This window comes from Trichococcus ilyis (genome assembly GCF_900109135.1).
Lineage (GTDB): Bacteria > Bacillota > Bacilli > Lactobacillales > Aerococcaceae > Trichococcus > Trichococcus ilyis.
Window position 1 is genome coordinate 50330 of sequence record NZ_FNYT01000002.1, and the last position, 25547, is coordinate 75876.

18 protein-coding genes are annotated in these 25547 nt (G+C 49.3%); 7 read left to right on the forward strand and 11 right to left on the reverse strand.

Annotated features, from left to right (window positions below; translation table 11 throughout):
* Positions 1–314 precede the first annotated feature (314 nt).
* Both BMX58_RS01575 and BMX58_RS01580 read left to right on the forward strand, forming a co-directional pair.
* Positions 315–2468, forward strand: coding sequence for an amino acid ABC transporter substrate-binding protein/permease (locus BMX58_RS01575; protein ID WP_068621377.1), 2154 nt, complete (start codon positions 315–317; stop codon positions 2466–2468).
* Positions 2461–3195 (forward strand): amino acid ABC transporter ATP-binding protein, encoded by a 735-nt coding sequence (locus BMX58_RS01580; RefSeq protein ID WP_068621379.1) that lies wholly within the window; start codon positions 2461–2463, stop codon positions 3193–3195. Before BMX58_RS01575 ends, BMX58_RS01580 begins: the two co-directional genes overlap by 8 nt.
* 285 nt (positions 3196–3480) lie before the next feature.
* On the opposite strand, the gene BMX58_RS01585 is transcribed toward BMX58_RS01580, so the two are convergent.
* Entirely contained in the window at positions 3481–4683 is a 1203-nt protein-coding gene (locus BMX58_RS01585) for a 3D domain-containing protein (RefSeq protein WP_068621381.1), read from the reverse strand.
* A gap of 301 nt (positions 4684–4984) precedes the next feature.
* Here BMX58_RS01585 and BMX58_RS01590 point away from each other — a divergent pair, with 301 nt between their 5' ends.
* Together BMX58_RS01590 and BMX58_RS01595 are read left to right on the forward strand one after the other, a co-directional pair.
* Positions 4985–6523: a Ppx/GppA family phosphatase gene (locus BMX58_RS01590; RefSeq protein ID WP_068621383.1), complete on the forward strand. Its 1539-nt coding sequence runs from the start codon at positions 4985–4987 to the stop codon at positions 6521–6523.
* Between the two features lie 51 nt (positions 6524–6574).
* Positions 6575–8716 (forward strand): RNA degradosome polyphosphate kinase, encoded by a 2142-nt coding sequence (locus tag BMX58_RS01595; protein WP_068621385.1) that lies wholly within the window; start codon positions 6575–6577, stop codon positions 8714–8716.
* A gap of 44 nt (positions 8717–8760) precedes the next feature.
* Here the strand turns inward: BMX58_RS01595 and brnQ are convergent, their stop codons facing one another.
* Complete coding sequence (brnQ, locus tag BMX58_RS01600) at positions 8761–10110, reverse strand: branched-chain amino acid transport system II carrier protein (protein ID WP_068621386.1); 1350 nt, start codon at positions 10108–10110, stop codon at positions 8761–8763.
* Between the two features lie 299 nt (positions 10111–10409).
* Between brnQ and BMX58_RS01605 the strand changes: the two genes are divergently transcribed.
* On the forward strand, positions 10410–12044 hold the full coding sequence (locus tag BMX58_RS01605) for an ABC-F family ATP-binding cassette domain-containing protein (RefSeq protein ID WP_068621388.1): 1635 nt from the start codon (positions 10410–10412) through the stop codon (positions 12042–12044).
* Between the two features lie 256 nt (positions 12045–12300).
* Here BMX58_RS01605 and BMX58_RS01610 read toward each other — a convergent pair whose 3' ends face one another.
* From BMX58_RS01610 to BMX58_RS01630, 5 genes are all read right to left on the reverse strand, one after another.
* Positions 12301–13050 (reverse strand): acyl-[acyl-carrier-protein] thioesterase, encoded by a 750-nt coding sequence (locus BMX58_RS01610; protein ID WP_068621390.1) that lies wholly within the window; start codon positions 13048–13050, stop codon positions 12301–12303.
* Positions 13051–13130: 80 nt separating this feature from the next.
* Positions 13131–13889, reverse strand: a complete 759-nt coding sequence (locus BMX58_RS01615; RefSeq protein ID WP_068621392.1) for an ABC transporter permease — start codon at positions 13887–13889, stop codon at positions 13131–13133.
* Between the two features lies 1 nt (position 13890).
* The gene (locus tag BMX58_RS01620) at positions 13891–14544 is read right to left on the reverse strand and encodes an ABC transporter ATP-binding protein (protein ID WP_068621394.1); all 654 of its coding nucleotides are present in this window, start codon (positions 14542–14544) and stop codon (positions 13891–13893) included.
* A gap of 360 nt (positions 14545–14904) precedes the next feature.
* The gene (locus BMX58_RS01625) at positions 14905–15672 is read right to left on the reverse strand and encodes a carbohydrate deacetylase (RefSeq protein ID WP_068621396.1); all 768 of its coding nucleotides are present in this window, start codon (positions 15670–15672) and stop codon (positions 14905–14907) included.
* A gap of 38 nt (positions 15673–15710) precedes the next feature.
* Positions 15711–16496 (reverse strand): SDR family oxidoreductase, encoded by a 786-nt coding sequence (locus BMX58_RS01630; RefSeq protein ID WP_068621398.1) that lies wholly within the window; start codon positions 16494–16496, stop codon positions 15711–15713.
* 218 nt (positions 16497–16714) lie between these two features.
* On the opposite strand from BMX58_RS01630, the gene BMX58_RS01635 reads away from it, so the two are divergent.
* Positions 16715–17845 (forward strand): exonuclease SbcCD subunit D, encoded by a 1131-nt coding sequence (locus tag BMX58_RS01635; protein ID WP_068621400.1) that lies wholly within the window; start codon positions 16715–16717, stop codon positions 17843–17845.
* On the forward strand, positions 17846–20905 hold the full coding sequence (locus tag BMX58_RS01640) for an AAA family ATPase (RefSeq protein WP_068621403.1): 3060 nt from the start codon (positions 17846–17848) through the stop codon (positions 20903–20905). It begins immediately after the preceding gene.
* A 74-nt stretch (positions 20906–20979) separates the two neighbouring features.
* Here BMX58_RS01640 and BMX58_RS01645 read toward each other — a convergent pair whose 3' ends face one another.
* The 4 genes from BMX58_RS01645 to BMX58_RS01660 form a co-directional block, all read right to left on the reverse strand.
* Positions 20980–21393, reverse strand: coding sequence for a universal stress protein (locus BMX58_RS01645; RefSeq protein ID WP_068621405.1), 414 nt, complete (start codon positions 21391–21393; stop codon positions 20980–20982).
* 535 nt (positions 21394–21928) lie between these two features.
* Positions 21929–23761 carry a hypothetical protein gene (locus BMX58_RS01650; RefSeq protein WP_131814019.1) on the reverse strand — a complete coding sequence of 611 codons (1833 nt, stop codon included), beginning with the start codon at positions 23759–23761 and terminating at the stop codon, positions 21929–21931.
* A 252-nt stretch (positions 23762–24013) separates the two neighbouring features.
* A complete protein-coding gene (locus BMX58_RS01655) occupies positions 24014–24586 on the reverse strand; it encodes a TasA family protein (RefSeq protein WP_068621408.1) in 573 nt (190 codons plus the stop codon).
* Positions 24587–25036: 450 nt separating this feature from the next.
* Positions 25037–25546 (reverse strand): signal peptidase I, encoded by a 510-nt coding sequence (locus tag BMX58_RS01660; RefSeq protein ID WP_068621410.1) that lies wholly within the window; start codon positions 25544–25546, stop codon positions 25037–25039.
* Position 25547 lies beyond the last annotated feature (1 nt).

The window sequence follows — 25547 nt, forward strand, 5'->3', positions numbered from 1 at the left end:
TCGCCCCGATACTCCGCAACAGTAAAAAAAGCCTTGACGTGATAGCTTTCATGCCATCACATCAAGGCTTTTTGCCTTTCATTTTCCGAACGTTCCTGAATAAGCCGAGTTAGTTAACACCGATTTGTTAGCGTTTTATCGAACCGATGCTTTTGTGTCAGAATTCCTAACATATTCACGTCGTAATCTGATTGTAGTTTCTGTGAATTTAAAATATAATCTCGATGTGGTATTATATGAATATTCAAGCAGAGGCTTCATCGTAATCTCATGGTTATATTGGAAGGAATGCTGTTTATAAGGAGGAAAAAAATATGTTAAGCAAGAAATTGCGACTAAAGTTGCCGATGCTCTTCATGGCTTTGGGCTTTTTTATTTTTGGCTCAGCCCAACAAGAAGTGGCGGCAGCCGCGGAAACACAAAAGTTTGTCATCGCGACAGACACCACTTTTGCACCATTTGAATTCCAGGATGCGAACGGCGAATTTGTCGGGATCGATATGGAACTCATCCAAGCAATTGCGGAGGATCAAGGCTTTGAAGTGGAGATCCGTCCATTGGGATTCAATGCCGCTCTGCAGGCCTTGGAAACCAAACAAGTCGACGGCGTCATCGCCGGGATGAGCATCACCGACGAACGCAAACAAACCTTCGACTTTTCGGAACCGTATTTTGAAAGTGGCGTCGTCATGGCAGTCGCTTCCGACAGCGACATCTCAAGCTACGAAGATTTGAAGGGCCAAAATGTTGCGGTCAAAACCGGGACAGAAGGCGCTACGTTTGCTGAATCCATCAAGGATGAATACGGGTTCACCACCACCGTATTTGAGGATTCCGCCAACATGTACCAGGACGTTCTGTCCGGCAATTCTGCAGCAGCTTTCGAGGATTATCCGGTCATGGCCTATGCCATCGAAGATCAAGGTCTGGCCCTGAAATTGGCCACTGACAAAGAAGCCGGGAGTTCCTACGGTTTCGCTGTCGCAAAAGACACCAATCCGGAATTGCTGGAAATGTTCAATGCCGGTTTGGCAAACTTGAAAGCAAACGGCACCTACCAAGCGATCCAAGAAAAATACCTGGGCGTTTCGGCTGATACCAGCCTGGATGTCCCGGCACAAAATGGCAAAACCTTCGTCATCGCGACCGACACAACTTTCGCCCCTTTCGAATTCCAGGACGCGAACGGCAACTATGTGGGCATCGACATGGATCTGATCCGCGCTATCGCTAAGGATCAAGGTTTCGGAATCGAAATCCGCCCACTCGGATTCAACGCGGCCCTTCAGGCATTGGAAGCCAAACAAGTGGATGCCGTCATTGCCGGCATGAGCATCACCGACGAACGCAAACAAACCTTTGATTTTTCCGAGCCGTATTTCGAAAGCGGCGTTGTTATGGCGGTTGCTGCAGACAGCAACATCGACAGCTACGACGACCTGAAAGGTCAAACAGTCGCAGTGAAGACAGGTACAGAAGGCGCTGCTTTCGCTGAATCGATCAAAGATGAGTATGGCTTCAAATTGGCCACATTCGATGATTCAGCCAATATGTATCAAGACGTCATCGCCGGCAATTCTGTCGCGGCATTCGAAGATTATCCGGTTATGGCTTATGCCATCGAAGGTCAAGGCATCGCCCTGAAACTAGCAACCGAAAAAGAAGCAGGCGGTTCTTATGGAATCGCAGTCGCAAAAGATACGAACGCGGAACTGCTGAACATGATCAATACAGGGCTAGCCAACCTGCAAGCTGACGGTACTTATGAAGAAATCCTCAATAATTACCTCGGTTCAGACACAGAAGCAAGCAACACTTCTTTCTTCGGGCTGATCCAAGAAAACTGGAAGACACTTATGTCAGGGTTAGGCAGAACGATTCTGATCACATTCGCATCGATCGTGATCGCCTTGGCCTTGGGTATCGTGATCGGACTCTTCAGCGTATCGCCTAACAAAGCGTTGAACTGGATCGCAACCATTTATGTTGACATCATGCGCGGCGTGCCGTTGATTGTTTTGGCATTCTTCGTCTACTTCTCGATTCCGCAATTGATGAACATCCGTATGAGTTCGACGGTTGCCGGTATCATCACGCTGAGCCTGAATGCTGCAGCTTACCTGGCGGAAATCTTCCGCGGCGGTATCAAAGCCGTTGATGTCGGACAGATGGAAGCAGGACGCAGCTTAGGTCTTACTTACCAAACGACGATGAACAAAATCATTTTGCCGCAAGCAATCCGCATCATGATCCCTTCGTTCATCAACCAATTCGTCATCACTTTGAAGGACACTTCCATCCTGTCGATCATCGGACTGGTTGAATTGACCCAGACCGGCAAAATCATCATCGCCAGAACCTATGCTTCCGGGAATATGTGGATGATCATCGGCTTGATGTACATCATCGTCATCACGATCCTTACGAAGATTTCCAAAAACCTTGAAGGGAGACTAAAGAATGGCTAACGCAAAAATAAATGTCACGAACCTGAAGAAAAGCTTCGGCAACAACGAGGTTCTGAAAGGCATCAACCTTGAAATCGCTGAAGGCGAAGTGGTCTGCATCATCGGTCCTTCCGGTTCCGGCAAAAGTACCCTTCTGCGCTGCCTGAACAAGCTGGAAGATGTCACCGACGGGCACGTGCTGATCGACGGGCAGGACATCACCGAAAAGACAACGGACATCAATAAAGTCCGCGAAGAAATCGGCATGGTTTTCCAACACTTCAATCTTTTCCCTCACCTTTCGGTCATGGACAACATCACTTTGGCTCCGGTCGAACTGAAACGCGAAACCAAAGAAGCCGCAAAAGCAAAAGCGTTGGAATTGCTGGAAACGGTCGGTCTGTCCGAAAAAGCCGATGCTTTCCCAAGTTCCCTTTCCGGCGGGCAAAAACAGCGTGTCGCAATCGCGCGGGCATTGGCAATGAACCCGGAAATCATGCTTTTCGATGAACCGACATCCGCGCTTGACCCGGAAATGGTCGGCGACGTTCTGGAAGTCATGAAAAAATTGGCTAAAAAAGGCATGACCATGGTCGTCGTGACACACGAAATGGGCTTTGCCCGAGAAGTCGGCCACCGCGTCATCTTCATGGACGGCGGCTACATCGTCGAAGAAGGCACGCCTGAAGAAGTCTTCGGCAATCCGCAAAACCCGCGTACGCAAGATTTCCTGAATAAAGTATTGTAATAGCATAGCAAAACGAGGCTGCCCTTCATTTCCGGGGCAGCCTTTGTTTTTTATGAAATTCAGGAAACGGGAAATCCTTGGACGGAGGAGCACCGGGGAAGGTCTCCCCGGTGCTGGTGGGATAGAGAGAGGTTCTCCTCCGGTGAGCTCTGCTTCATCGGAGGCAGCCTCCCGGTCGTCTCGCCAACTCCGGCCAATCTTCCCTTCGCCGGAGTTGGGGACGCGCTGACCAACCGAAAAAAATCGGGCTGCCCCTGTTTGATGGGGCAACCCGATTCAGCGTACTTATTGCAGGATGGTGATCGTCAATGTTTGTCTGCCGTAAGAAAGCGCGGCATTCAGGTCTTCCATGTGCAGGTCGATTTTGTTCCCCACGATCGCTCCGCCGGTGTCACCGGCAATCGCGATGCCGTAGCCCGGCACACTGACCAGGCTGCCCAAAGGAATCACGGATGGGTCGACGGCAATGACCATCGGATTGACCGATAAATCGATTCCGGTTGCTGTGAAGTTGGACAAGCCCGCCTCATGACGCGAATAAGCAGTCGCTGATACGACCACGGTCTTCCCTTGTGCGGCAGGCGCTTCCGTCACGGCCGGAGCGTTTGCAGTCACGACCGCCGCAGGTTCGGCCGAAGCAACCGAACTGTCGGTGATCTGGCTCACCGGCGCAGGTTCGGATGATGCGACAGCACTCTCTTGGACCGACGACGCTGTAGTGGCAGCCGATCCGATAACCACACTGCTCGATTCCGCAACTTGCTGCTCTTCCGCCGCTCGTGCTGCGACATCAGCGGACTCGGCATCAGCTTTAGCTTGCGCCTCTTCGGCAGCCAAACGGGCAGCTTCCGTCGCATACTCGGTTTTGACTTGCGACAGCACGGTTTTGTTCTCCGACAGAATGCCTTTCAATGAGGACAATTCCCCGGCCAGCGCAGTGGATTCGGATTTCAGGCGGCTTTCTGCAGTCTTGACTGCTTGGATTTCGTCATCCAACTGCTTTTCCAAAGCCGTCAATTTTTCCTCTTCGGAAATGGCGGATTTGATCTGTTCATTATCGGCGGACTGCAATTGGCCGACTACGTAGACCCGGTTGATGAAATCGGCAAAGTTTTCGGAATCGATCAGCATCAGAATCTGGTTTGTTGTTGCATTCGAGGTCTGTAATGCTACAAGACGCGATTTGAGTTGCTCTTTGCGCGAAGCAATCACTTCTTTTTGCGCTTCGATTGCTGTTTTTATTTCGGTTTGGTTCTCTTCTGCCGCAGCAATCTGAGCCTTCAGATCATCGATCCCCATCTGCTTCAGGTTGATGGATGCCAATGTCTCACCGATCGTCACTTCCAAGGAAGCAATCTGCGACTCAGTCTTTTGTTCTTCTTGGGTTAAATTATCTAAGGTGGAACCTTGAACTTGTGTAATGGAAAGGGTCAGGCTTGCTGCCAAGCCGGCCAACAACAGTTTCCCGATACGCTTTGTATGATTCAAAATGTCACGCCTCTCTTTTTCTCGTTGGAAAATGCTCCTTTATTATATCGAAGTTGTCTTAAGGAAGGGTTGCATTCCTTTTACTGTTCCGTATCAAATGATTCATCCGAACCATTTTTTTGCCTTTTTCCGCTCTGTTTCGTAACCTTTTCGCAACATTTGACCCACCTTTGTAACATCGATCGACTTTTCTTGCCTGAATCGATGGCTGAAAAAGATAATTTTATGACAAAACTGCCGAATTCCAGTAAAATGAAAAGTGAGGAATCTTGGATGATGCGGGATTCGGAAGGAGACTTTTATGTTATTAGAAAGAATCGGCCTGATCGATATCGGATCCAACACAATCCGTTTGGTCATCTTCGAAATCGATGAGCACTTTACGATGTTTCAAGTCCAGAATATCAAGACCCCCGCACGCCTTTTTCAGTATTTGGACAAAAAGAAAATGATGTCCCAAGCCGGGATCGATATGCTGGTCAAGGTCCTGAAAAGTTTCAAAGCTGTCGCAGACCAATACAAAGTCAGCGTCCTGATGCCTGTGGCCACTGCTGCCATCCGCCAGTCGAGCAACCGCGATGACATCATGAAGCAAGTGCGGAAAGCAACCGGCATCGAAATGATGCTACTGCCGGAAGAAAAAGAGGCCTTCTACGGGAATTATGCCGTGCTGCATACGACCCAATTCTCCAGCGGCATCACGATCGATATCGGCGGCGGAAGCACGGAAGTCACTTACTATGAAAACAAAGAGCTTAAACAATACCACAGTTTCCCGTTCGGGGTCGTCACACTGAAGCAGCTGTTCTTCGACGGAAAGGAACACAATGATCCGAAGGCGATCAAGAAGATGCAGGAATTCGTGAAAGAGCAGTTCAAATCGATCAAATGGCTCAGCAAGAAACAAGTCCCGATCGTGGCCATGGGCGGTTCTGCACGCAGCATCGCGAATGTCCACCAGCGCCAAATCAATTATCGGTTGGCTGGCGTGCACGGATACCGCATGTACCGGAATGATTTGCAGCGCACCTTGGATTTGTTCCAATCACTGAGCATTCCGCAATTGCAGAATCTGGACGGCCTGAGCCGGGACCGCAGCGACCTGATCATCCCGGCGAATGTGGTCTTCAACACCCTTTTCGACGAAGTCAAGGCACCGGTGTTCCTGTTCAGCAACAAGGGCTTGCGCGAAGGCATCGTTATGGAATATTTGAACAACAAATACGAAAACAAAGCTTTCAGCATCTTCAACATTGCGGCTCAGACCGTCAACAGACTGGCCGCCAGCTACCACACTTTGGCGCATGTTGCGCAACATAGGGTGAAACTGGTCGATAGGCTCTATGAAGAATTGTGCCGTTTGGGCATATTCGAAAAAAATCCGGAAATGGAGAAACTGCTGCATTTCGGAAGTTACCTGTATTATCTGGGGCAATTCGTCGAAACCGGCGCCAGTTCACAGCATACTTTCTACATCATCTCCAACAGTGATTTGGATGGCATCAGCCACAAGGAACGGGTCAGCATCGCTTTGTTGGCGAGTTTCAAGAACCGCTCGCTCTTCAACCAATATCTGACAGGCTATACGGATTGGTACACAGTGACTCAGGTCGACCAACTGCAATCGCTGGGCGGCATCATCAAATTCGCTGATGCCATCAACGATTCGCATATGGAAGTCATCAAGAACATCAAAATCAAAAAAACGAAAAACGGTCACGACCTGGTGCTTTATTATAAGGGAGACATCCTTGCAGAAGAATACCGCGCCGAACGTCAACGCAAACATATCGAACGTTTGCTGAGCGGCAAGCTTAACATTATATTTACAGAATCTTAACAAATATATGCTATAAATAAAGCTTAGAAATCGAACGAACGGATGTGTCATATGATGGAATCAGATAGTAAACCGGATCTTGCTCATGCAGATCATTATTTCAATCGAGAGTTGAGTTGGCTCGATTTTAACAAACGGGTCATCGAGGAAGCGATCGATCCCCATAATCCTTTGCTTGAACAGCTGAACTTTTTAGCCATCGCGAGTTCCAACCTTGATGAGTTCTACATGATCCGGGTTGCCGGGTTGCAGGATCAATTCAAACTCGGTTACCATATCACGGACAGCAAGACGGGTATGACCCCATTGGAACAGTTGTCCGCCATCTCAGAGAAAAACAGCGGAAACATCGCTTTACAGTACCAGTACTACTCTGAACTGCTGAAAAAATTGGCCGAAAAAAATGTCCGCATCAAAAAAATCAGCGAACTTTCCGAAAGCGAACTGGCTGTCGTCGAAGAAACCTTCCACGAGCAGGTTTTTCCGGCGCTGACGCCGCTTGGAATCGACGCCTATCGGCCGTTCCCTAACTTGAACAACAAATTGATCCACATTTTTGTGAACCTGAAAAAAGAAGCTGCGACCCGGGTAGCTATTGTTCCCGTTCCCGCTCCGCTGCAACGTTTCATTCTTTTGGATGAAGACATGAACGATGTCGGCATCGTGCTGTTGGAAGATGTTGTCCGCCATTTCATCCATACGCTCTTCAAGGGCTTCACCGTAACGAACAGCTTCAGTTTCCGAATCACCCGCAATGCCGATCTGGATTTGCATGAAGACGGTGCGGATGATCTGCTTGTGGTCATCCAGGATTACCTGAAGAAACGGAGAAACGGAATGGCCGTCCGTCTTGAAATCGATACCCGCGATACGATCGACTCCCTTCAAGGGGATGTGCGCTTCCTGCAGACGGAATTGGATCTGGAGGACCGCGATGTCTATATGATCAAGGGGCCGCTGGATCTTACTTTCCTGAGCAAGTTGACCCGTCACCTGGCGATTGCTTCACCTGAAGACGTCTATCCCGGCTTTTCGCCGGTCACACCGAGCGAGCTGTCCGGAAAGGATATCTTTGACGTGGTCGAAAAGCAGGATGTTTTCCTGCATCATCCCTATGATTCATTCGATCCGGTAGTCGACTTCATCAAGCGCGCCGCTGAAGATGAAGATACGATCGCCATCAAGCAGACGCTGTACCGTGTCAGCAAAGACTCACCGATCATCGAAGGGCTCAAGACAGCCGCCGAAGCCGGCAAACAGGTCACTGTGCTTGTCGAGCTGAAAGCCCGTTTCGACGAGGAAAATAACGTGCAATGGGCAAAAGAGCTGGAAGAAGCCGGTGCGCACGTCCTTTACGGAATGACCCACTTGAAGACCCACAGCAAAATCACAATGGTCGTAAAAAAACATCACGACCGGATCGTCCGTTATGTCCACTTGGCGACCGGAAATTACAACGACAAGACCGCCAGACTCTATACCGATATGGGCATTTTCACCGCCAATAAAGAGATCGGCGAAGATGCCACAAACTTCTTCAACTACTTGAGCGGCTATTCCGACCAGCCCGAGTACAACCACTTGCATGTATCGCCTTTCGAGATCAGGGATTCGTTCATTGAGTACATCGACGATGAAATCGCCTCCCACAGGCAATTCGGGAATGGGCATATTCTGGCGAAAATGAACTCCTTGACCGACAAGCGCGTCATCATGAAGCTTTACGAGGCCAGCCAAGCCGGCGTCAAGGTGGACCTGATCATCCGCGGCATCTGCTGCCTGAAACCGCAAGTGCCCGGCGTGAGCGAGAACATCCGTGTCCGCAGCATCGTCGGCCGTTTTCTGGAACATAGCCGGATCTATTATTTCCATCATAACGGGGAAGATAAACTGTTCCTTTCCTCTGCGGACATGATGACCCGCAATATGATCAAGCGTGTCGAAATCGAGTTTCCGATCCTGGATCAGGCCATCAAAAAAGAAATCCTTTCGCTGATGGAAGTCTACCTTGCCGACAACACGAAAGCGCGCGAACTCTCCCCTGACGGAACCTATCGGCACGTCCGGAATGATGACCCGACAGTTGATGCGCAAAAATATTTCATGGACTTGGCGAACAAGGAAAAAGAAATCCCGATCTTTGCCGAGAAGGATACTTGGTTCAAAAAAATCCAGCGGAGATTCAAGAAATAACAAAAGAAGAAGGTCAGGAATCAGCTCCTGACCTTCTTCTTTCATTATGATGCGAATTTGTTGTTTTTCGAAATCGCCAAGCCGATCGCAAAACCGATCATCGACGGAATCAGCCAACCCATTCCGATATCTGACAAAGGGATCGCTGAGTCGGTCCAGGCGATGATGCCGTTCATGCCGGCACCGTCTTTGAGTCCTTGCGGCAAAGCCTTCAGGAAATCGACGATCGCGAACGGCAAGGTGAACAAGGTCGTCATCTGATAGACGATCGCCCGATCGTTATACAGGTTGCTCGTGATCGAAAGCAAAATCAACGTGATCGACAAAGGATACAGGAACATCAACACCGGAATCGAAAACGCGATGATCTGACTCAAGCCCAGATTCGCCAAACCGAAGGAAATCGCAGTGAACAGATAGACATACTTTTTGTAATCCAATGAATTCGGAAACATATGCACGAACGTTTCGCTGATGGCCGTCACCAACCCGATTGCTGTTTTCAGGCAGGCAACGGTGATGATGATCGCGAACACGATTGCCCCAAAAATTCCGAAATATGCGTTCGAGATTTGCGCCAAGGCGATGCCGCCATTGTCGCTGATTTCAAAAATGCCGCGGCTCGTTGCGCCCAAGTAGACCAGCGAGCCGTAAATGACAGCCATCAACAGCATACTGATCAGTCCTGACTTGATCGTGTCCTTCGCGATGGCGGTCGGCTTGGTGACGCCCAATCCCTGGATCGTTGTGACAACGATGATCCCGAAAGCCAATGAAGCCAAAGCATCCATCGTGTTGTACCCTTCCAGAAAGCCTTTGAAGAATGCGCCTGTCTGATAGCTCGCATCCACCGGGATTTCACCCGCTGTACCCATCGGCGCGAAAAATCCGAACAAGATCAGGACCGAAAGGAATACCAGGAAAATCGGATTCAGCACCTTGCCTACCCATTTCAAAATTTCCGAAGGCTTCAGTGAGAACCAGAGCACCGCTGTGAAGAAGATCAGCGAGAAGAAAAAAAGCGCCATTTTTGCCAGGGAAGGATCCAAGTAAGGCGCAAAGGCTGCCTCGAACGAGACAGTCGCCGTACGCGGCGTCGCAAAGAACGGCCCGATCGTCAGATACAGTGCGGAGGTGAAAAAAACGCCGTACTTAGGATGGATTTTGCTCGCCATTTCCAGCAAGCTTTCTTTTCCGGAAAGCCCCATCGCGACGATGCCCAAGAACGGCAACCCCACTGCCGTCACGATGAACCCCAGCATTGCCGGAATCAGATTCTGTCCCGCCAATTGGCCCATATGGACCGGGAAAATCAGATTCCCTGCACCGAAAAATAAGCCGAAGAGCATGGAGCCTATGTATATATATTCTTTATTCGATAATTTGTTATCCATTGAATCTCAGCCAACTTTCTTTTTTCGATTTTTTTCATTCTATCATGGCATCCTCCTCGTTACTATTGCTGAGAACGTTTAACCGCAAAAACTTACCGTTTTCTCATTTTTTCCATGTCGCTGTCACAAAGAACTGCCATCCCGAAATAATGGCAATAATGCGATATTATCCAATGAACGATTGACAGATGAGAAACCAGCCACTCGATTTTTGTAAACACGCTGTTAAAATCCTTTTATTTTTTCTGGAATATGCTAGAATTAATTGACTATAAATAAGAATTGAGGAATGTAAAAAAATGATTACCGTATCAAATGTCAGCTTACAATTTTCCGATCGCAAGTTGTTTGACAATGTTAATCTGAAGTTCACCCCTGGAAACTGCTATGGCGTCATCGGTGCTAACGGAGCCGGGAAATCGACTTTCTTGAAGATTTTATCAGGCGTTATCCAGCCCACTACCGGGGATGTCATTTTGGATCCAAATGAACGTTTAGCGGTTCTGAACCAGAACCACTATGGTTTCGAAGAACACCAAGTATTGGACACTGTCATCATGGGGCACAAACGCCTCTATGAAATCATGGCAGAAAAAAATGCCATCTATGCGAAGACTGAATTCACTGAGGAAGACGGCATCAGAGCCGGCGAACTTGAAGGCGAATTCGCTGAATTGGACGGTTGGGAAGCCGAATCCGACGCAGCCAGCCTTCTGCAAGGGTTAGGCATCGGCGAAGATCTGCACTACAAACTGATGAGCGACCTCTTGGAACCGCAAAAAGTAAAAGTTTTGCTGGCACAAGCCCTCTTCGGCAAACCCGATGTTTTGCTTTTGGACGAGCCGACTAACGGTCTTGACAAGCAGTCCATCGAATGGTTGTCCGAGTTCCTGATCAATTTCCCGAACACAGTCATTGTCGTTTCCCATGACCGTCACTTCCTGAACACCGTATGTACGCATATGTGCGACGTCGACTTCGGAAAAATCAAACTGTATGTCGGAAACTATGATTTCTGGATGCAATCCAGCCAATTGGCGGCCAAATTGGCAGCCGATTCCAATGCGAAAAAAGAAGAACAGATCAAGGAATTACAGGATTTCATCGCGCGCTTCAGCGCCAACGCTTCGAAATCCAAACAAGCGACATCGCGTAAAAAGACTCTGGAAAAAATCACCTTGGATGATATTCAGCCATCTTCCCGTAAATATCCGTTCGTCGGCTTCACACCGGAGCGCGAAATCGGCAATGACCTGTTGATGGTTTCAAATCTTTCCAAGACAATCGACGGTGTCAAAGTTTTGGACAACATCAGCTTTGCGCTGAATAAAGGCGATAAAGTCGCATTCACCAGCCGCAAAGATATCGCGACCTCTACCCTCTTCAAGATTTTGATGGGTGAAATGGAAGCGGATGGCGGTACCTTCAAGTGGGGCGTCACAACTTCACAAAGCTACTTGCCGAAAGACCATACGAACGAATTCCCGAATCCTGACATCACCATTCTGGAATGGTTGCGCCAATTCGCAAGCAAAGAAGAAGACGACAACACCTTCTTGCGCAGCTTCCTGGGCCGCATGCTGTTCTCCGGTGAAGACGTCATGAAAAAAGTTTCTGTCCTATCCGGGGGAGAAAAAGTCCGTATCATCCTATCGAAGATGATGCTTTCCAAAGCAAACGTCTTGGTGCTGGATGATCCGACGAACCACTTGGATCTGGAATCCATCACGGCCTTGAATGACGGCATGATCGCCTTCAAAGGCGCGTTGCTGTTCACTTCACACGATTACGAGTTCATCAACACTACCGCGAACCGGATCATCGAAGTGACTCCGAACGGCGTTGTGGACAGAATGGACACAACCTACGAAGAGTTCCTGGAAGATAAAGACGTGCAAGCCAGAATCAACGCACTTTATACGGAAGAAGCCTAAAGACATCACTTAAAAGCGAACAGCCACCCGGTTACATGTGAACCGGATGGCTGTTCGTTTGTTTGATCCCGTCTGCATACGTTGTCGCCCAAAGGCAGCCCCAGCAAGGCCTGAGTCTTTGGGTGCGTTTTGGCCTTGGGACGGCGACGGTGAGAAAATGATGGATATGCGGACGATTTTTCATCATTTTGTCGCCGTCGCACAATGAAAAAGAAGGAGGCGCAGCCCAATCGTCCGGGCTGCGCCTCCTTCTTTTTCATACTTTTTTCCAGACGATATGCGCTTCGCAGGCTAAGTCTTCGCCGTTCATGATGCGGTGGGCGGTGATGGTTTCGCCGTTTTCCGCTTCTTTCGTCGACATGACGCTGGTGATGCTGTTGCCGTACTCGACCTCTTTTTCATACTTGATCGTGACGGCGGACAGCTGGTGGTCCATGATGAATTTCGGATCGATCGTGTTGATGATCCAGTCGAAATATTTCGCGTTGTTGACATGGCGATTGTAATCGATATCCAGGTATCTGACGCGGAAATCCTGCTCCCTGCAGTTATCCAGCTCAAGCGGAATCGGCTTCTGCATGCGCACCATCGTCCTGATTTCATCTGCCTGATAGACGGTCAGCAACTCTTTCTGGATCTGGACCATTTTGCGGGACTCGATGTCCATCATGACGAAGTTCGTCATCACTTCCACACACAGCTGCTCGCTTTCGTCGTAAGCTCGGAAGCGGCGATACGTGAAAAAGCGGTTGTAGCTCATTGCTTCCGTTTCCAGGATGATTGCTTCTCCACTGTGCGGCATGCGCTTAATCTGCATATCGTACTGCACGATGATCCAACTGAGCCCTCTTTCGGACATCTGATCATTCGTATTGCCCAAGGAATCACTCTGCTGGCCCGACAGATCCACCATCAAGTTGACGAGCGACGGCAAGGTGATCTCTCCGGTGATGTCACATTCATAGCCTTTGATGCGATGATTGTTGCGATAAATTAATCCACTCAACGTTGCGCCTCCAAAATCAATATTATAGTAGCAAGAATACCATACTTCTCAGCGCGGACCAACCGAAAAAGCTGCTGTAATCAGACGCGCAGTTGCTGTCTGTCGTTGTAGAATTCGCGGTACGCCATGAAAGAGGCGATGTAGGAGGAAATGCTTGTCGCCGCCACTAGCATGAACGTCACCAAGATCTGATACATGATGGCCGTCAACGGAACCGTTCCGGCAAACATCAGGCCCGACATCATCCCCGGCAAGGAGACGATCCCCACAGTCTTGGCGGAATCCAAGGACGGTTGCATGCCTGACTTGATCGTTTCCCGCAAAATCGTGCGCGACGCTTGATTCGGAGTCGCTCCAAGCGACAGTTTCTCCAGAATCTGTTGGCGCTGATCGCGGAACAAGGAATTGAGGTTGCGGTAACACAAGCCGATGGTCGTCATCGCATTTCCGGCGATCATCCCGGTGATCGGCACGATCTGTGAGGGGATAAATTTGACCGACCCCGACAGGACCAAGATCGACAACGTCAAAATCGCGGATGCAGTGATCGCGATCAAGGAAATCTTCAAGGAGTTCGGAATGTTGCTGCTGTGTTTGTGGGCATTCCATGACGCATTGAACACGATGACTGCGACCATCGCCAAGGTGACGATCGTATTGTTTACGTTGAACAGATAGGTCAGAACGTATCCGACCGCTATCAATTGCACAACCGCTCTGGCGATGCTGTACAAAATGTCTTTGGCTGTGCCTAATTTTTCTTTGTAGGAGATATAGACTCCCACCAATACCAACGAAAAGCTCAACATGAGCGTGATTGGGCTGACTTGCAGATCCATCTTATTTTGCCTCCTCTTTTACGATTTTGCCGGCAACGATATGAATGTTGTTATCGGCCAAGCTGGATTCTTCCTCGTTATGGCTGACCATGATGATCGTCATTTCGGAATGCGCGCGCAATTCGTGGAGCCATTTCCAGATAATCTGGCGATTTGCTTCATCCAAGGCGCTCGTCACTTCGTCGAGCAGGAGGATTTTCGGTTGGAAAAGGACGTTGCGGATCAAAGCGACACGCTGCTTCTCCCCGCCGGACAAAGTATTGATTTCCTTATCCAAGTATTCCTTGGGCAACCCGACCGATTCCAGATAGGAGATGGCTTTCTTTTCATCGAATTCCTTTTTGCGGATTTCGTAAGGAAATGCCAAATTATCGCGGACGGTTTTTCCGAACAGAACGGGTGTCTGGAACGTGTACGAAACTTCCTTGCGGTAGTCGGTCGGTTCGTAATCATCCAACGATTTCCCATTGTAGCGGATTTCCCCTTCAGTGCGCGACAGGATGGTCGCAATGATTTTCAACAGCGTGCTCTTGCCGCTTCCGGACGGGCCGGTAATCGAGAGGAATGCACCCTCCTCCAATGAATAACTGATGTCGTCCAAAATGACTTTGCCGTCCGACACAAAACTCAGATGCTTCATTTCCAATAATGCCATTTTTAAATTGCTCCTTTATCATTAAATATGCAGCCGAACCCGGTGCGTCCTCCAAAAATCGCTGTCCGGGGCGGCCATGCTCCATCCCTCTATTTTAACACTGTTTGCTGTATTTTCGTTAATGATAATTATTATAATTTAGTAATACAAATAAAAAAGAAGCCCGGGTTCTTTCCGCAGCTCCGGTGAGGTGGCGGTCCCTGGAGGACACCGGTAGCTTTCAGGCTCAACTCCGACGAAGCCGACCTCATCGGAGCACACTAGCCCATATGCAGTCCGTTCTCCGGCCAAGCCGCCGGCCGCCGGAGAACGACAAAAGCTGTCCCGGAACCGGGACAGCTTTTATCATGCCTATCAAAATTATTCTTCCAACTCGGCATACGAAATCAACTGGATAGCATCATCTTCCCGGATCCGATCCGCAAAATCGGAGTGCATCAAAAATTCCGCCATATAGGCCCGGTCCTTCTGGAGGCTGCTCACGCGCTCCAGACTGGCATCGACATAGCCCGGATGCACGATCAATTCAACCGACGTGTCCGGCTTTTCCAGGACGGCCATGATGTCATCCAACCGCTCCAGCACATCCATGCCCAATTCGGCCTGCGGTTTTTCAGCCGCGAACCCGAGATCGAATTGACGGTCCGTGTGCAACACCCCATGGCTGCCTTCGAAGTGATCGCGGATCGGCAGATCGTACTGGATCGCGAGCGACAGCATGACCTTGTTCAGCGGCTCCAGCATATGCACATGATGGTGCGAATCCAGATGCGTCGGCTTGATGCCGGCCTTGCGCACCTTCTCGATCTGCGCATGCCACTCCGCGTAGACTTCGTCCAAATCCAGCGCGGCCGCCTGCTGCTGCACATATTCCCTTGTGCGGAAACGCCCATCGGCACTGATGCTGGCCGCATCAGGCAAGAGCGGCTTGCCGAGCGTCAGGTTCAGATGGACCCCGATTTCCAGATCCGGATGGTCCGAAGCCAATTCCACGGCATGATCGAATGCCGCGCCGTTCGCCAGCAAAGTCGTCGATGTGGTGATGCCGTACAAAAAACTGTCGATGATGCCGTAGTTCACGCCATTCGTGAGGCCAAAATCGTCTGCGTTGATGATTACTTGTCCCATAAGTCATTCTCCTGTCTGTTCGGAAGAAGGGGGCGCCTTCAAATCGCTTTGACTGCCCCTCCATCCACATAAAGTGTGCTGCCGGTGATGTACGTATTCGCCTCGGAAAGAAGGAAAACGACGGCTTTCGCGAATTCTTCCGGTGTACCGTAGCGGCCCAAGGGAATGCCTGCGATTGCGGCTTTGTCGACTTCCGCCAATGACAACTCCTTGGCTTTGGCGTTCGCTTCATTCAGATATTTCAGGCGATCCGTGGCGATTTTCCCCGGCGCAACGACATTCACAAGGATGTTGTCGGCAGCCAATTCATCGGCCAGCGTTTTGCTCAATCCGACAATGCCGTTCCGGAAAGTATTGGAAAGCACCAGGTTCGGCAACGGCGTCTTCACCGAAATCGAGGCGATATTGACGATGCGTCCGCCCTCTTTGCGCAGATCGGGCAGCACTTCGCGGATGATCCGGATATAGCTCAGCAAGTTCAATTCGAATGCCTGTTGCCAAGCCTCATCGGAAAAGGAATCGAATTTCCCGCTCGGCGGCCCGCCTGCATTGTTCAACAAAATATCTATTTTCCCGAATACGGCATGCGTCCGTTCCACCAGCTTCCGGATGTCCTCAACTTTGGTGATGTCGCAGGGGAAATACGCGACCTTCCCGCCATGCAAGGTTTCCAGCTCTTCCTTGACTTCAGCCAATCTGTCTTCGCTTCTGCTCGTGAGCATGACGTGCGCACCTTCTTTGACGAGCTCCTTCGCGACCGCTTTGCCCAACCCCTGGCTTGAAGCGATGACCAACGCCACTTTGTTCTTTAGCCCCAGATCCATTTCCGTTCCTCCTTCAGCTGCTTTTGTCAAACACTCTGTTACTCATACTATAGCCCAAAATCGTCAACTTCACTAGCATTTCACTCGCTCCGCTGCATTTGTCCCTGCTCGCCTCCGGGATAGTCTGTTATAATGGAAAATGAACTTATTCACCTTGAAAATAAGCTGCGCGCAACTTTTTTAATGCACATACTAACCGACGGACAGGAGTCTTTCCCATGAGAATACTGCATACGGCTGATTGGCATCTCGGCAAAATCGTCAATGATTTTTCCATGCTGGACGATCAGGCCCATTACTTGACGAAACTGATTGAAACACTGAAAGAAAAAGAAATCGATGCGATCATCATGGCGGGAGATCTTTACGACCGCTCATTGCCTCCGAAAGAAGCGGTGACGCTGGCTAATCGGACACTGACCCGGATGGTGAAGGAATTGGGCGTCCCTGTGTTCGTCATCGCCGGCAACCACGACAGCAACGAACGGATCGAATACGCCGCCGAATTGCTGGCCGACAGCCGCCTTTACATAGAAGGAACCCTGAAAACGGTCATCCGCAAAGTTCCTTTCCAGGGAACCAATTTTTACCTGCTGCCCTTTGCGGACCATGTCTATGTCCGGGAAACACTCAAAGACGACAGCATCAAAAATATGGAGGATGCCGTACGCGCACTGCTCGCGCCCATCAAAGCAACGATGAACCCGGATGAAGTGAACATCCTGATTGCGCACGGCTATGTGATCCAGGCCGGCAACGACACGAGCGAACCTTCCGATTCCGAACGTCCGCTCAGCATCGGCACTTCCGAATATGTCGATGTGTCGCTGTTCGAGGACTTCGATTACGTCGCCCTGGGCCATCTGCACAAGGCCCAGAAAGTCAAAAGCGACAAAGTCCGCTACAGCGGCTCGATCCTGAAGTATTCCAAATCGGAAACCCCGCACCAAAAGCAGACAAGCATCGTAACGATAGAAAAAGACAGGCTGGAGATCGAACCTTTGCGCATCAAGCCTTTGCGCGATATGCGCACGATCAGGAGCACATTCCCCGAGCTGATGAAAGGACAATCCGACGATTACCTGTTCTTCGAGCTGGAGGATACGGAATATGTGCTGGACGCGATGAACCAATTGCGCCGCCGCTATCCCCAGGCGATGGGCCTCGAATACGTCAGCCGCAGAGAAACCGAATCGGTGGCACTGCAGCATAACCGCGAGGATCTGCAGCAGCTGTCCTACCCCGACCTGTTCAAGGACTTCTATGAACAATACCGCGCCATCGAATTGGATGAGTCCGGCCAAAAAATCGTGGCTGATGTCTTTGCCGCTTTGGGAAGGAAGGATTAGATGAGACCGTTAAAATTGGAAATGTGCGCTTTCGGGCCATACAAAGAAAAAACCGTGTTGGACTTCACCCAGTTCCAGAACCAGACCCTCTTCCTTGTGAGCGGGCCGACCGGAGCCGGCAAGACAACGATTTTCGACGCCATCGCCTACGCCCTGTATGACGTCGCCAGCGGCAGCAGCCGGGAAAAGGATACGTTCAAGTCGCAGTTCGCAGCGGAAAACGCCATCTGTTACGTCGATCTGACGTTCGAATACAACGGGAAAAACTACCGCGTCCGGCGTTCCCCTGCCCAGACGGGTCCCGGAAAGAGCGGGAAAATCATCAATCTGTCGGCCGATGTGGCATTTTACCACGACGACACCGTGACGACGAAAGCCCGCGATGCCAATGCCGAAATCGAACAGCTGCTTTCCCTGAACTACGAGCAGTTCAAACAGATCGTCATGCTGCCGCAAGGGGAATTCAAAAAGCTGCTCGAATCGAACAGCAACGAAAAAGAGGCCATCTTCCGCAACATCTTCGGGACCGAAATCCTGAAAAATTTCCAGGAGCAACTGAAGGAGAAAGCAAAAGCGCTCCAGAGCCAGGCGACATCCGCGCAGGATTCGCTGCAGACCGCTTACTCGTTCGCTTCGGGAATTTCCGACGATTCGCTGCAGGGAGCACTCAGCCTGCAGGATACCGAGCGCATCCTCACGCGGATCGCAGAACTGCTGTCGGCCCTCGAAGAAGAGCGCGCGGTCCTGGAACTGCGGCTCACGTCATTGCGTTCACAAAGCCAATCCGCTTCCGATACCATCAAACTGTTGGAGGAAATCGTGCAGCTGGAGGCAAGACAACAGGCGCTTCAGGAAGAGGAAACCACTGTTTCCGAATGGAAGAGGCAATTGGAACGCCATGAACAAGCCGTCAAAGCCGAGGAAAAGAGGCTGCTTTACGCTGCCGCTTCCGCGAACCGGAACGCAAAGCAAGAACAGGCCGAAAAGAATGACGTTTTTCTGGATCAATTGGAACAGGCAACGCACGAAAAAAAATCGGCATTCCAAGCAGCCGAGCTTGCCTTTTCGCTGATCCCGGGCCTGCGCGATCAGGCAGACGCAGCGAAGGAACAGGAAAAACAGCTTATCGCACTGGCGAAAAAAGAGAAAGAACTGGCCGGTTGCCAGCAAGCGTGCAGCGATGCCAGCAAAGAACTGCAGAAACAGGCCGATCTCAAACAGGCGCAGAAGGCAACCCAGGAACAGTGCCAACAAAAACTTGCGGCACTGAAACAAGCCCAAAAGGATGCGGCAATCCTCCAAGAGCAAATGAGCGCATGCAAAATGAGCCTGCAGCAATCCGAGCAGCTCCAGAAAAGGATCAGCCAAACCCAAAAATTATTGGATGAGCAAGTCACCACAAGTGAACGGTTCCTGATTCTCGAAAAAGAATTCTTGAAGCTCGATCAGCAGTTCAATGATGAAGTCCTCCTTTACAACCGCAATATCGCCGGCATCCTCGCGGAACAGCTGGTCGAAGGGGAAGCTTGTCCCGTCTGCGGTTCCGCGGAGCATCCCACCCCCGCGCAAAAAACGGCGGACACCCTCTCCGATCAGGACCGGGAAAGGTTGGAGAAACAGCGGAACCAGGCCTTTTCGGATTACCAGCTGGCAGCTGCCGAATTGTCCAGCATCCGCAAACAATTGGCCGATCTGTTCGAAGAATTCTCTATTCCGGCTGAAAATTTCGCTGATTTCAGGCAGGAACAGAAAGAAAAACGCGACATGGCCATCGCGATAGAGCAAGGGCTGACGCTGAAGATGAAGGGTCTGCAGCAAGTGTTGGCCGAAGAAGAGGCGCTCATCAAGGCGCAAAGTGACATCGAAGCGCACCTGCAGGAAATCGAACAGGAGTTTCTTGCCCTTCAGCAGACGCTGCTGTTGAACGAAACCCTGTCCCGGAATCTGTCGGCCGACATCGAGCGGGAAAAACAAGTAACGGGCGACAAGGACATCGCTATCGTTCAAAAAGAGATCCTGCAGCTGAACGAAAAAATTGAACGCTATGCAATTGACTCCGACAGGCTGAAGAATGAAGTGGCGGAACTCGAGAAACAGACAGCAGTCTGCCTCGCCAACCGGACCACCTACGCAGCTCAAGTGGAGGAAGCCACATCCGCTCTGCAGCTTGCGGAAACAGCCTACACAGCTGTGCTGGATGCTGCCGGGCCGGAAGAACCTTTCGATCATCTGATATTGGATCAAGCCTTATGTCTGGATATCCAGAAACGGATCCGCAGTCATGAAGATGAGCTGAACGTTACCCTGAACCGGTTGCAGGAACAAAGCAAGGCCGCCGCGGGACTGGGGGCCGATCAAACCATCGCTTCCTGTGCCGAACAAAAAATGCTGCTTGACAGCGCCATCCGCGAAGCGGAAGGACAAAAAGATCAGCTTGTCAGCGACATCCAGATGCTTAAGAAAGCTGCCCAAGAAATCGCCTCCATCTACAAAAAACAGCAGCAGATCATTGCCGATTACCAGAAATACCGAACCTTGTCGGAGATCGCCAACGGCAGCAAAGAAACCGACTATATTTCCTTCGAGCGTTATGTCTTGGCAATCTATTACGAGGAAATCATCGAAGCCGCCAACCTGCGCTTCCAACAGATGACGAACAACCGCTACCTGTTGCTGCGGAAGGAAGATAAAGGAAAAGGCGCCGGAGCAAAGGGCCTGGACTTGGATGTGTTCGACCATTACACCGGCCAAACCCGCAGCGTCAAAACACTGTCGGGAGGCGAAAGCTTCAAGGCCTCGCTTGCCCTCGCCCTGGGTCTGAGCGACGTGATGCAGAGCCGAAGCGGCGGCATCCAGATCGATACCTTGTTCATTGATGAAGGATTCGGTTCTCTGGATCCCGAATCCTTGGATACCGCCATCGAAGCGCTGTTCTCGTTGAACAGTTGCGGACGTTTGGTCGGCATCATTTCGCATGTCGAGGAATTGAAGACGCGCATACCTGTCCACATCGAAGTCGACCGCACGGCGGAAGGCAGCTCCGCAAAAATCATTCTTTAAAAAGGAAAGTCCAGTTACGGTTAGGTAACTGGACTTTTTTGCGTCTCCTGATTCGTTGGTTCAAAAGCGTCTGATTAATCGTTCCTTACAATCAATACATCGCATGGTGCGTGTTTGATGACATGATTCGTCACAGAACCGACCACTAATTTCGCGATGGTGCCCTTTCCGGTAGCCCCCATTACAATCAAATCACAATTCCATTCCTCAATGAGTGTCTTGGCGATCATTTCCTTCGGATTGCCGGTGCGCATCTCTTTATGCACCGCCACCCCGTTCGCCCGTGCATAGCGGTCAAATTCATCGAACAAAGAATCCTTGTCTTTCTGCAGTTGAGCCGCCTCATCGGCATTGTCCACCTTATCCAATATCGCAACCAGATACAGTCCCGCATTGTTCCTGGCGGCGATGTGCACCGCCTGCTTGAACGCCTTGATCGAAGCCTCCGATCCGTCCACCGGGATCAATATATTCTTATAATTTATCATTCAAACCCCCTCCTTCGGAATAATCAACCAGAAAACGCTTTCCTTATTTCTATTTTACTATACTTACCACATAAACAAAAGATTAGCGGCGCTTCGGTTGATAAATTTACAAACCAAAAAAGAGCCTTGGTTGCGTGTTGCTGGCTTTCCGGAAAATATTGCCTCAGGTCCAGCGTAGCTCCGGGGAAGCCGCGTTCGGCCGGAGTTGGCCGGTAATTGAAAGCCGCCATCTCCGGAGAAGCTCGCTTCATCGAAGTTACAACTAGAAACAAGAGCCCCACTCCGAGGAACGGCAGGTTCACCGGAGTTGACGATGAATGTTTAGCTCTCCGGGAAATTTGGCAAAAAAAAGAAGAGAGCGGGACAGAACGCGTTTAGCTCCGGACCACTGGAGCGGACAAGCGCAGAATGGTTGCAGGCCATTCGAGCATTGTTCGTGAAGTGGAGCCAGGGGCTGCGTTCTGTCCCGCGTTTACGCACACTATGTTCGGATACACAAAGAGACTGGGAGTTTAGTCCCAGCCTCCTCTCTTGTTTAATCTGATTGTGTACCCGATTCTGGTACCGTTGATTCAGATAATACACCGACGGCCTCATCCTGTGACACAGCTTCTTCCGGAGCAGCTTCCAATAAATCACCCTCATCGGTAGTTTCAACACTTGCCGATTGCGCAGCTTCTGGTTCCGATTGTAGGGGAGTCTGTGAAGTTTGAAGACTTTCGGATGCTGACAACGTATTGGCCATTACACCGAGGTTTTGACCATTCCTGATGAAGTTGAATTTGTAATAACTGCCGCTGATGATATCGTTGATTCCGTTGCTCAGGCTAAAATTAAACCCATCAGGAAGGTTTATGGATTCGAACGAGAACGTAACTTTCATGATTTTCAGGTTTGGGCTGTAAACAATCTCAGATATGCGCAGGCCGTTGATCATTTCCGCTTGACCAGGGAATCGGAAATCAAAGTAGTGGTTGCCCGTATTCATGAGATACAGTACGGGCGGATTCCCTTCATCGCTGACATAATAAATTGTATTGCCCTGGGGTTTCTTAAGCACCGGAATGTTAAGTTCTTGGCTGCTGATTTTCACCTGATTGTTGCCACCGATATCATACCAATCCGTTGGAATTTGCATATACGGATCAATCGGCAAAGCTTTCACATTTCTTTCTATTTTTAACTCTTCCCCGCTAGTGCCTGTAATGAAAATGGTCAGCCGCTTGATCTCATCCAAATCGCTGACGAAATCCGCAACTTTCACTTTAAAAGAATTAGTGCTTTTATCCACTTTGGCAATCATTGCGTCGGCCTTTTGCGCTTCGAATCTGATTCTGTATGCGGACAGCTGCAGCGGTGATTCTGATAAAGAGGCGAGCGGCGAGTAGGTATTATTCTGGATATACGCTAAGCGCATAACGGAATCCTGTTTAGAAGTATAAATAGGCAGGACATCTTTTCGGTATTCTGCATTATTATGATAGTCAGCGTTATCGGTTGTTAAAAGCAATCTTTTCGCGAATAGGGATCCTTTAAAAGTTAAAACCTTATTATTGTTGGATTGAAACTGAAATTTCATATCGTAATCATAATCGCTTATTGTAGTCGAATGCATGTACTGATTCACATCAGCGTCCAAGGATACATCAACACGCACTTTGCCATCCGACCATTCTTCTTTGACATTAAAAGGCGGGTCCAATTTCGAAATTTGTTTGAAATTCCATTTTTGATTGCTCTTGCTGTAATCGATGTAAATGGATAGATCGTCTAAATTTTTGATCCGCGTACCATCTTTTGTTTCACCATAGTACATGATTTCAGTTTCTAACTCATTGATATACCGCACACCCGTTTTGGAATCAAATTTCCACCTAGGATCACTATCCAGCGGCCATCCGGGAATCAGATTTTCGGCTTCCAGAACGATAGCGATCGGATCGAATTGCGCTTCATCATGGAACATCTGCTTCGGGTCGCTAGCGTTGGTTTGCGTCAGACTGAATGCGATGGAAAGCTCGAAATTCTCGGTCGCATCAGGCATCATCGCAGACTTGACCTTGACGCTGTAGTTTTTTTGACTGCCCGGCTCGATGACGACCGGTTCCCCGCCTTTTTCGATAAAGCTGTCCTTCCCTAGCTCAAGATCCGCAACATACTCATCCCCTTCATAGAGAGCCAAAGTGACTCCTGCAGCCACAGTGTTTGGTATGCTGCCATCCAGTCTGTAGCCGATTTTGCCATCGAGGCTGCCGGCATTCCGCAAGGTGGTCGTCAACAGCGTCTGTTCAGGCGAATCCGCTGAAAGCGAGACGCTTTGTCTCAAATCGCTGGATGCATCTTCAAGTTTTACATTTCCAAGCGTCAATTCGATCCCTGCATCGACCGACACCGAATCCGAAAAACTTGCTGCAGAATAACGCGGGGTCTGGAACAGAAAAAGAGCAAAGAACAGCATACAGCAAATGAACAACCGGAAGATTTCATTTTTGTTTACCAAACCTTACCCTTCTCCTTTCCTTTGGTTCCTTTAACCCAAGGATACCCCCTAGCGAAATGTTAGGGGGTATTTTCATAATTAATACAATTCATAAACGGATGCATCAGGAAAAAATTTGAATTATTGTTCGTTTGTTTGTTTTACTGTTACAGTAATAGCTTTTTGTAAATAATCAAGCGTGTATTCGTTAGGTCCGTTGAATGAATCCATTCCATTGTAGGCACCTTGCGTATCAGCAGGTACTTCAATTTTCACATCAAAAGTGATGCTTTCTCTAGATTTCAACGTATACTCCTTGTCATTTGTTAAATCACCAACAGAAACAGTGAAAGGTGATTGTACATCTGCATTTTTCTCAAGAATATCAGTGTTTAGAGTCACCACTTGATCCAGAGACCCTGTATTTGTAAATTTGAATGTTCTTGTGAAGCTATCTCCAGGCTGAACAAACTTCATGTCTTTTGCATCAGTTATTACGGTGTCCTTCACGTAACCCGCAGTAGTATTTCCATTCCCTGTATATTTCCAAGATTCTGTTTCATTTGTGATTGCAAGGTTACCCAATGTAAGCTTGATTTCTGCTTCTTGCTTTGCTTCATCCGTGAAGTAAGCGCGCGTTCCGTAAGCGGCGGTAGTGATGAAAAGCAGTGCAAGCAATAAAAGTGGCAGTTGTTTTTTCTTTTTATTCTTCATGTGAATAATAATTCCCTTCGCTGTATATTTGTTAGTTAATTTCCTAAACTAATATAATACATCCGTGGTTGCACGTCAATCGACAAACATTCGATTTTTGTTCAAAATAAACACAAGTTTCTGTTTTAAAGAAAAAAATACAAAATTGTTTTTTTTATTTTCCAAAAGAGCTTTGTTTTATGTGCTTTCATTTTTTTAGTCCGATTTGACTAATTGTTCTATCGCAAACTTCCAAACATTAGTCTTCAAGTCGTGATCTTGTGTATCACATTATGAAACCACAGGATGTGCCAGCAGAAAATCATAATCACACCGTAAGGATATGTGCATTTCTGCTCAAAAAATTCCGGATCGGGCATTATATCACCGCAAATCATCCGCCATTTATACAATAAAGAAGCAGGATGGCATCCACGGACATGCCACCCTGCTTCTTTCAATTGGACTATCTCAATGTTCCGACTCGACTGGCTCTTCCTCATCATCACTCTTATAATAGATAAAAATGACATAAACTCCCATCAGGAATACCAACACCGGGAAGACAAACGGCTTCTGCATGAACAGGATGACCTGTCCGAATGCGGGGATGATGGCTTGGAGAGTCCCTACATAGGTCCTCGCCGTGACAACCGCTGCGTCTGCCGCTCCATTGGCATCCCCTTGCGTCTCAGCTCCCGATTCGGTCATCGCTTTGATCCGGTGCGTCACGATGGTCCCGTCCTCGGTGAAAGTAATGACATCCTCTTCGGCCAAATCCGAAAAATCCTCCTGCTTCACGATCAGGTAATCTCCGGGTGAAAAAGTCGGCTCCATACTGCCGCTCGTGACGATATAGCCTTTATATCCGAACAGTCCGTTTCCTTCAGGGGCGGAAAAAAAGTTCAGGGCACCAACGAGAATGAACAGCAAGATCAGCGGCAACAACAGAAATGACAGCAAAGTTTTTATGAGTTTCATG

What these genes read in the sequence shown, in the direction of transcription:
- BMX58_RS01575 (WP_068621377.1), top strand. Translation starts at nt 315, where the DNA reads ATGTTAAGCAAGAAATTGCGACTAAAGTTGCCGATGCTCTTCATGGCT.
- BMX58_RS01580 (WP_068621379.1), top strand. Translation starts at nt 2,461, where the DNA reads ATGGCTAACGCAAAAATAAATGTCACGAACCTGAAGAAAAGCTTCGGC.
- BMX58_RS01590 (WP_068621383.1), top strand. Translation starts at nt 4,985, where the DNA reads ATGTTATTAGAAAGAATCGGCCTGATCGATATCGGATCCAACACAATC.
- BMX58_RS01595 (WP_068621385.1), top strand. Translation starts at nt 6,575, where the DNA reads ATGATGGAATCAGATAGTAAACCGGATCTTGCTCATGCAGATCATTAT.
- brnQ (WP_068621386.1), bottom strand. Translation starts at nt 10,110, where the DNA reads ATGGATAACAAATTATCGAATAAAGAATATATATACATAGGCTCCATG.
- BMX58_RS01605 (WP_068621388.1), top strand. Translation starts at nt 10,410, where the DNA reads ATGATTACCGTATCAAATGTCAGCTTACAATTTTCCGATCGCAAGTTG.
- BMX58_RS01615 (WP_068621392.1), bottom strand. Translation starts at nt 13,889, where the DNA reads ATGGATCTGCAAGTCAGCCCAATCACGCTCATGTTGAGCTTTTCGTTG.
- BMX58_RS01620 (WP_068621394.1), bottom strand. Translation starts at nt 14,544, where the DNA reads ATGGCATTATTGGAAATGAAGCATCTGAGTTTTGTGTCGGACGGCAAA.
- BMX58_RS01625 (WP_068621396.1), bottom strand. Translation starts at nt 15,672, where the DNA reads ATGGGACAAGTAATCATCAACGCAGACGATTTTGGCCTCACGAATGGC.
- BMX58_RS01630 (WP_068621398.1), bottom strand. Translation starts at nt 16,496, where the DNA reads ATGGATCTGGGGCTAAAGAACAAAGTGGCGTTGGTCATCGCTTCAAGC.
- BMX58_RS01635 (WP_068621400.1), top strand. Translation starts at nt 16,715, where the DNA reads ATGAGAATACTGCATACGGCTGATTGGCATCTCGGCAAAATCGTCAAT.
- BMX58_RS01640 (WP_068621403.1), top strand. Translation starts at nt 17,846, where the DNA reads ATGAGACCGTTAAAATTGGAAATGTGCGCTTTCGGGCCATACAAAGAA.
- BMX58_RS01645 (WP_068621405.1), bottom strand. Translation starts at nt 21,393, where the DNA reads ATGATAAATTATAAGAATATATTGATCCCGGTGGACGGATCGGAGGCT.
- BMX58_RS01655 (WP_068621408.1), bottom strand. Translation starts at nt 24,586, where the DNA reads ATGAAGAATAAAAAGAAAAAACAACTGCCACTTTTATTGCTTGCACTG.
- BMX58_RS01660 (WP_068621410.1), bottom strand. Translation starts at nt 25,546, where the DNA reads ATGAAACTCATAAAAACTTTGCTGTCATTTCTGTTGTTGCCGCTGATC.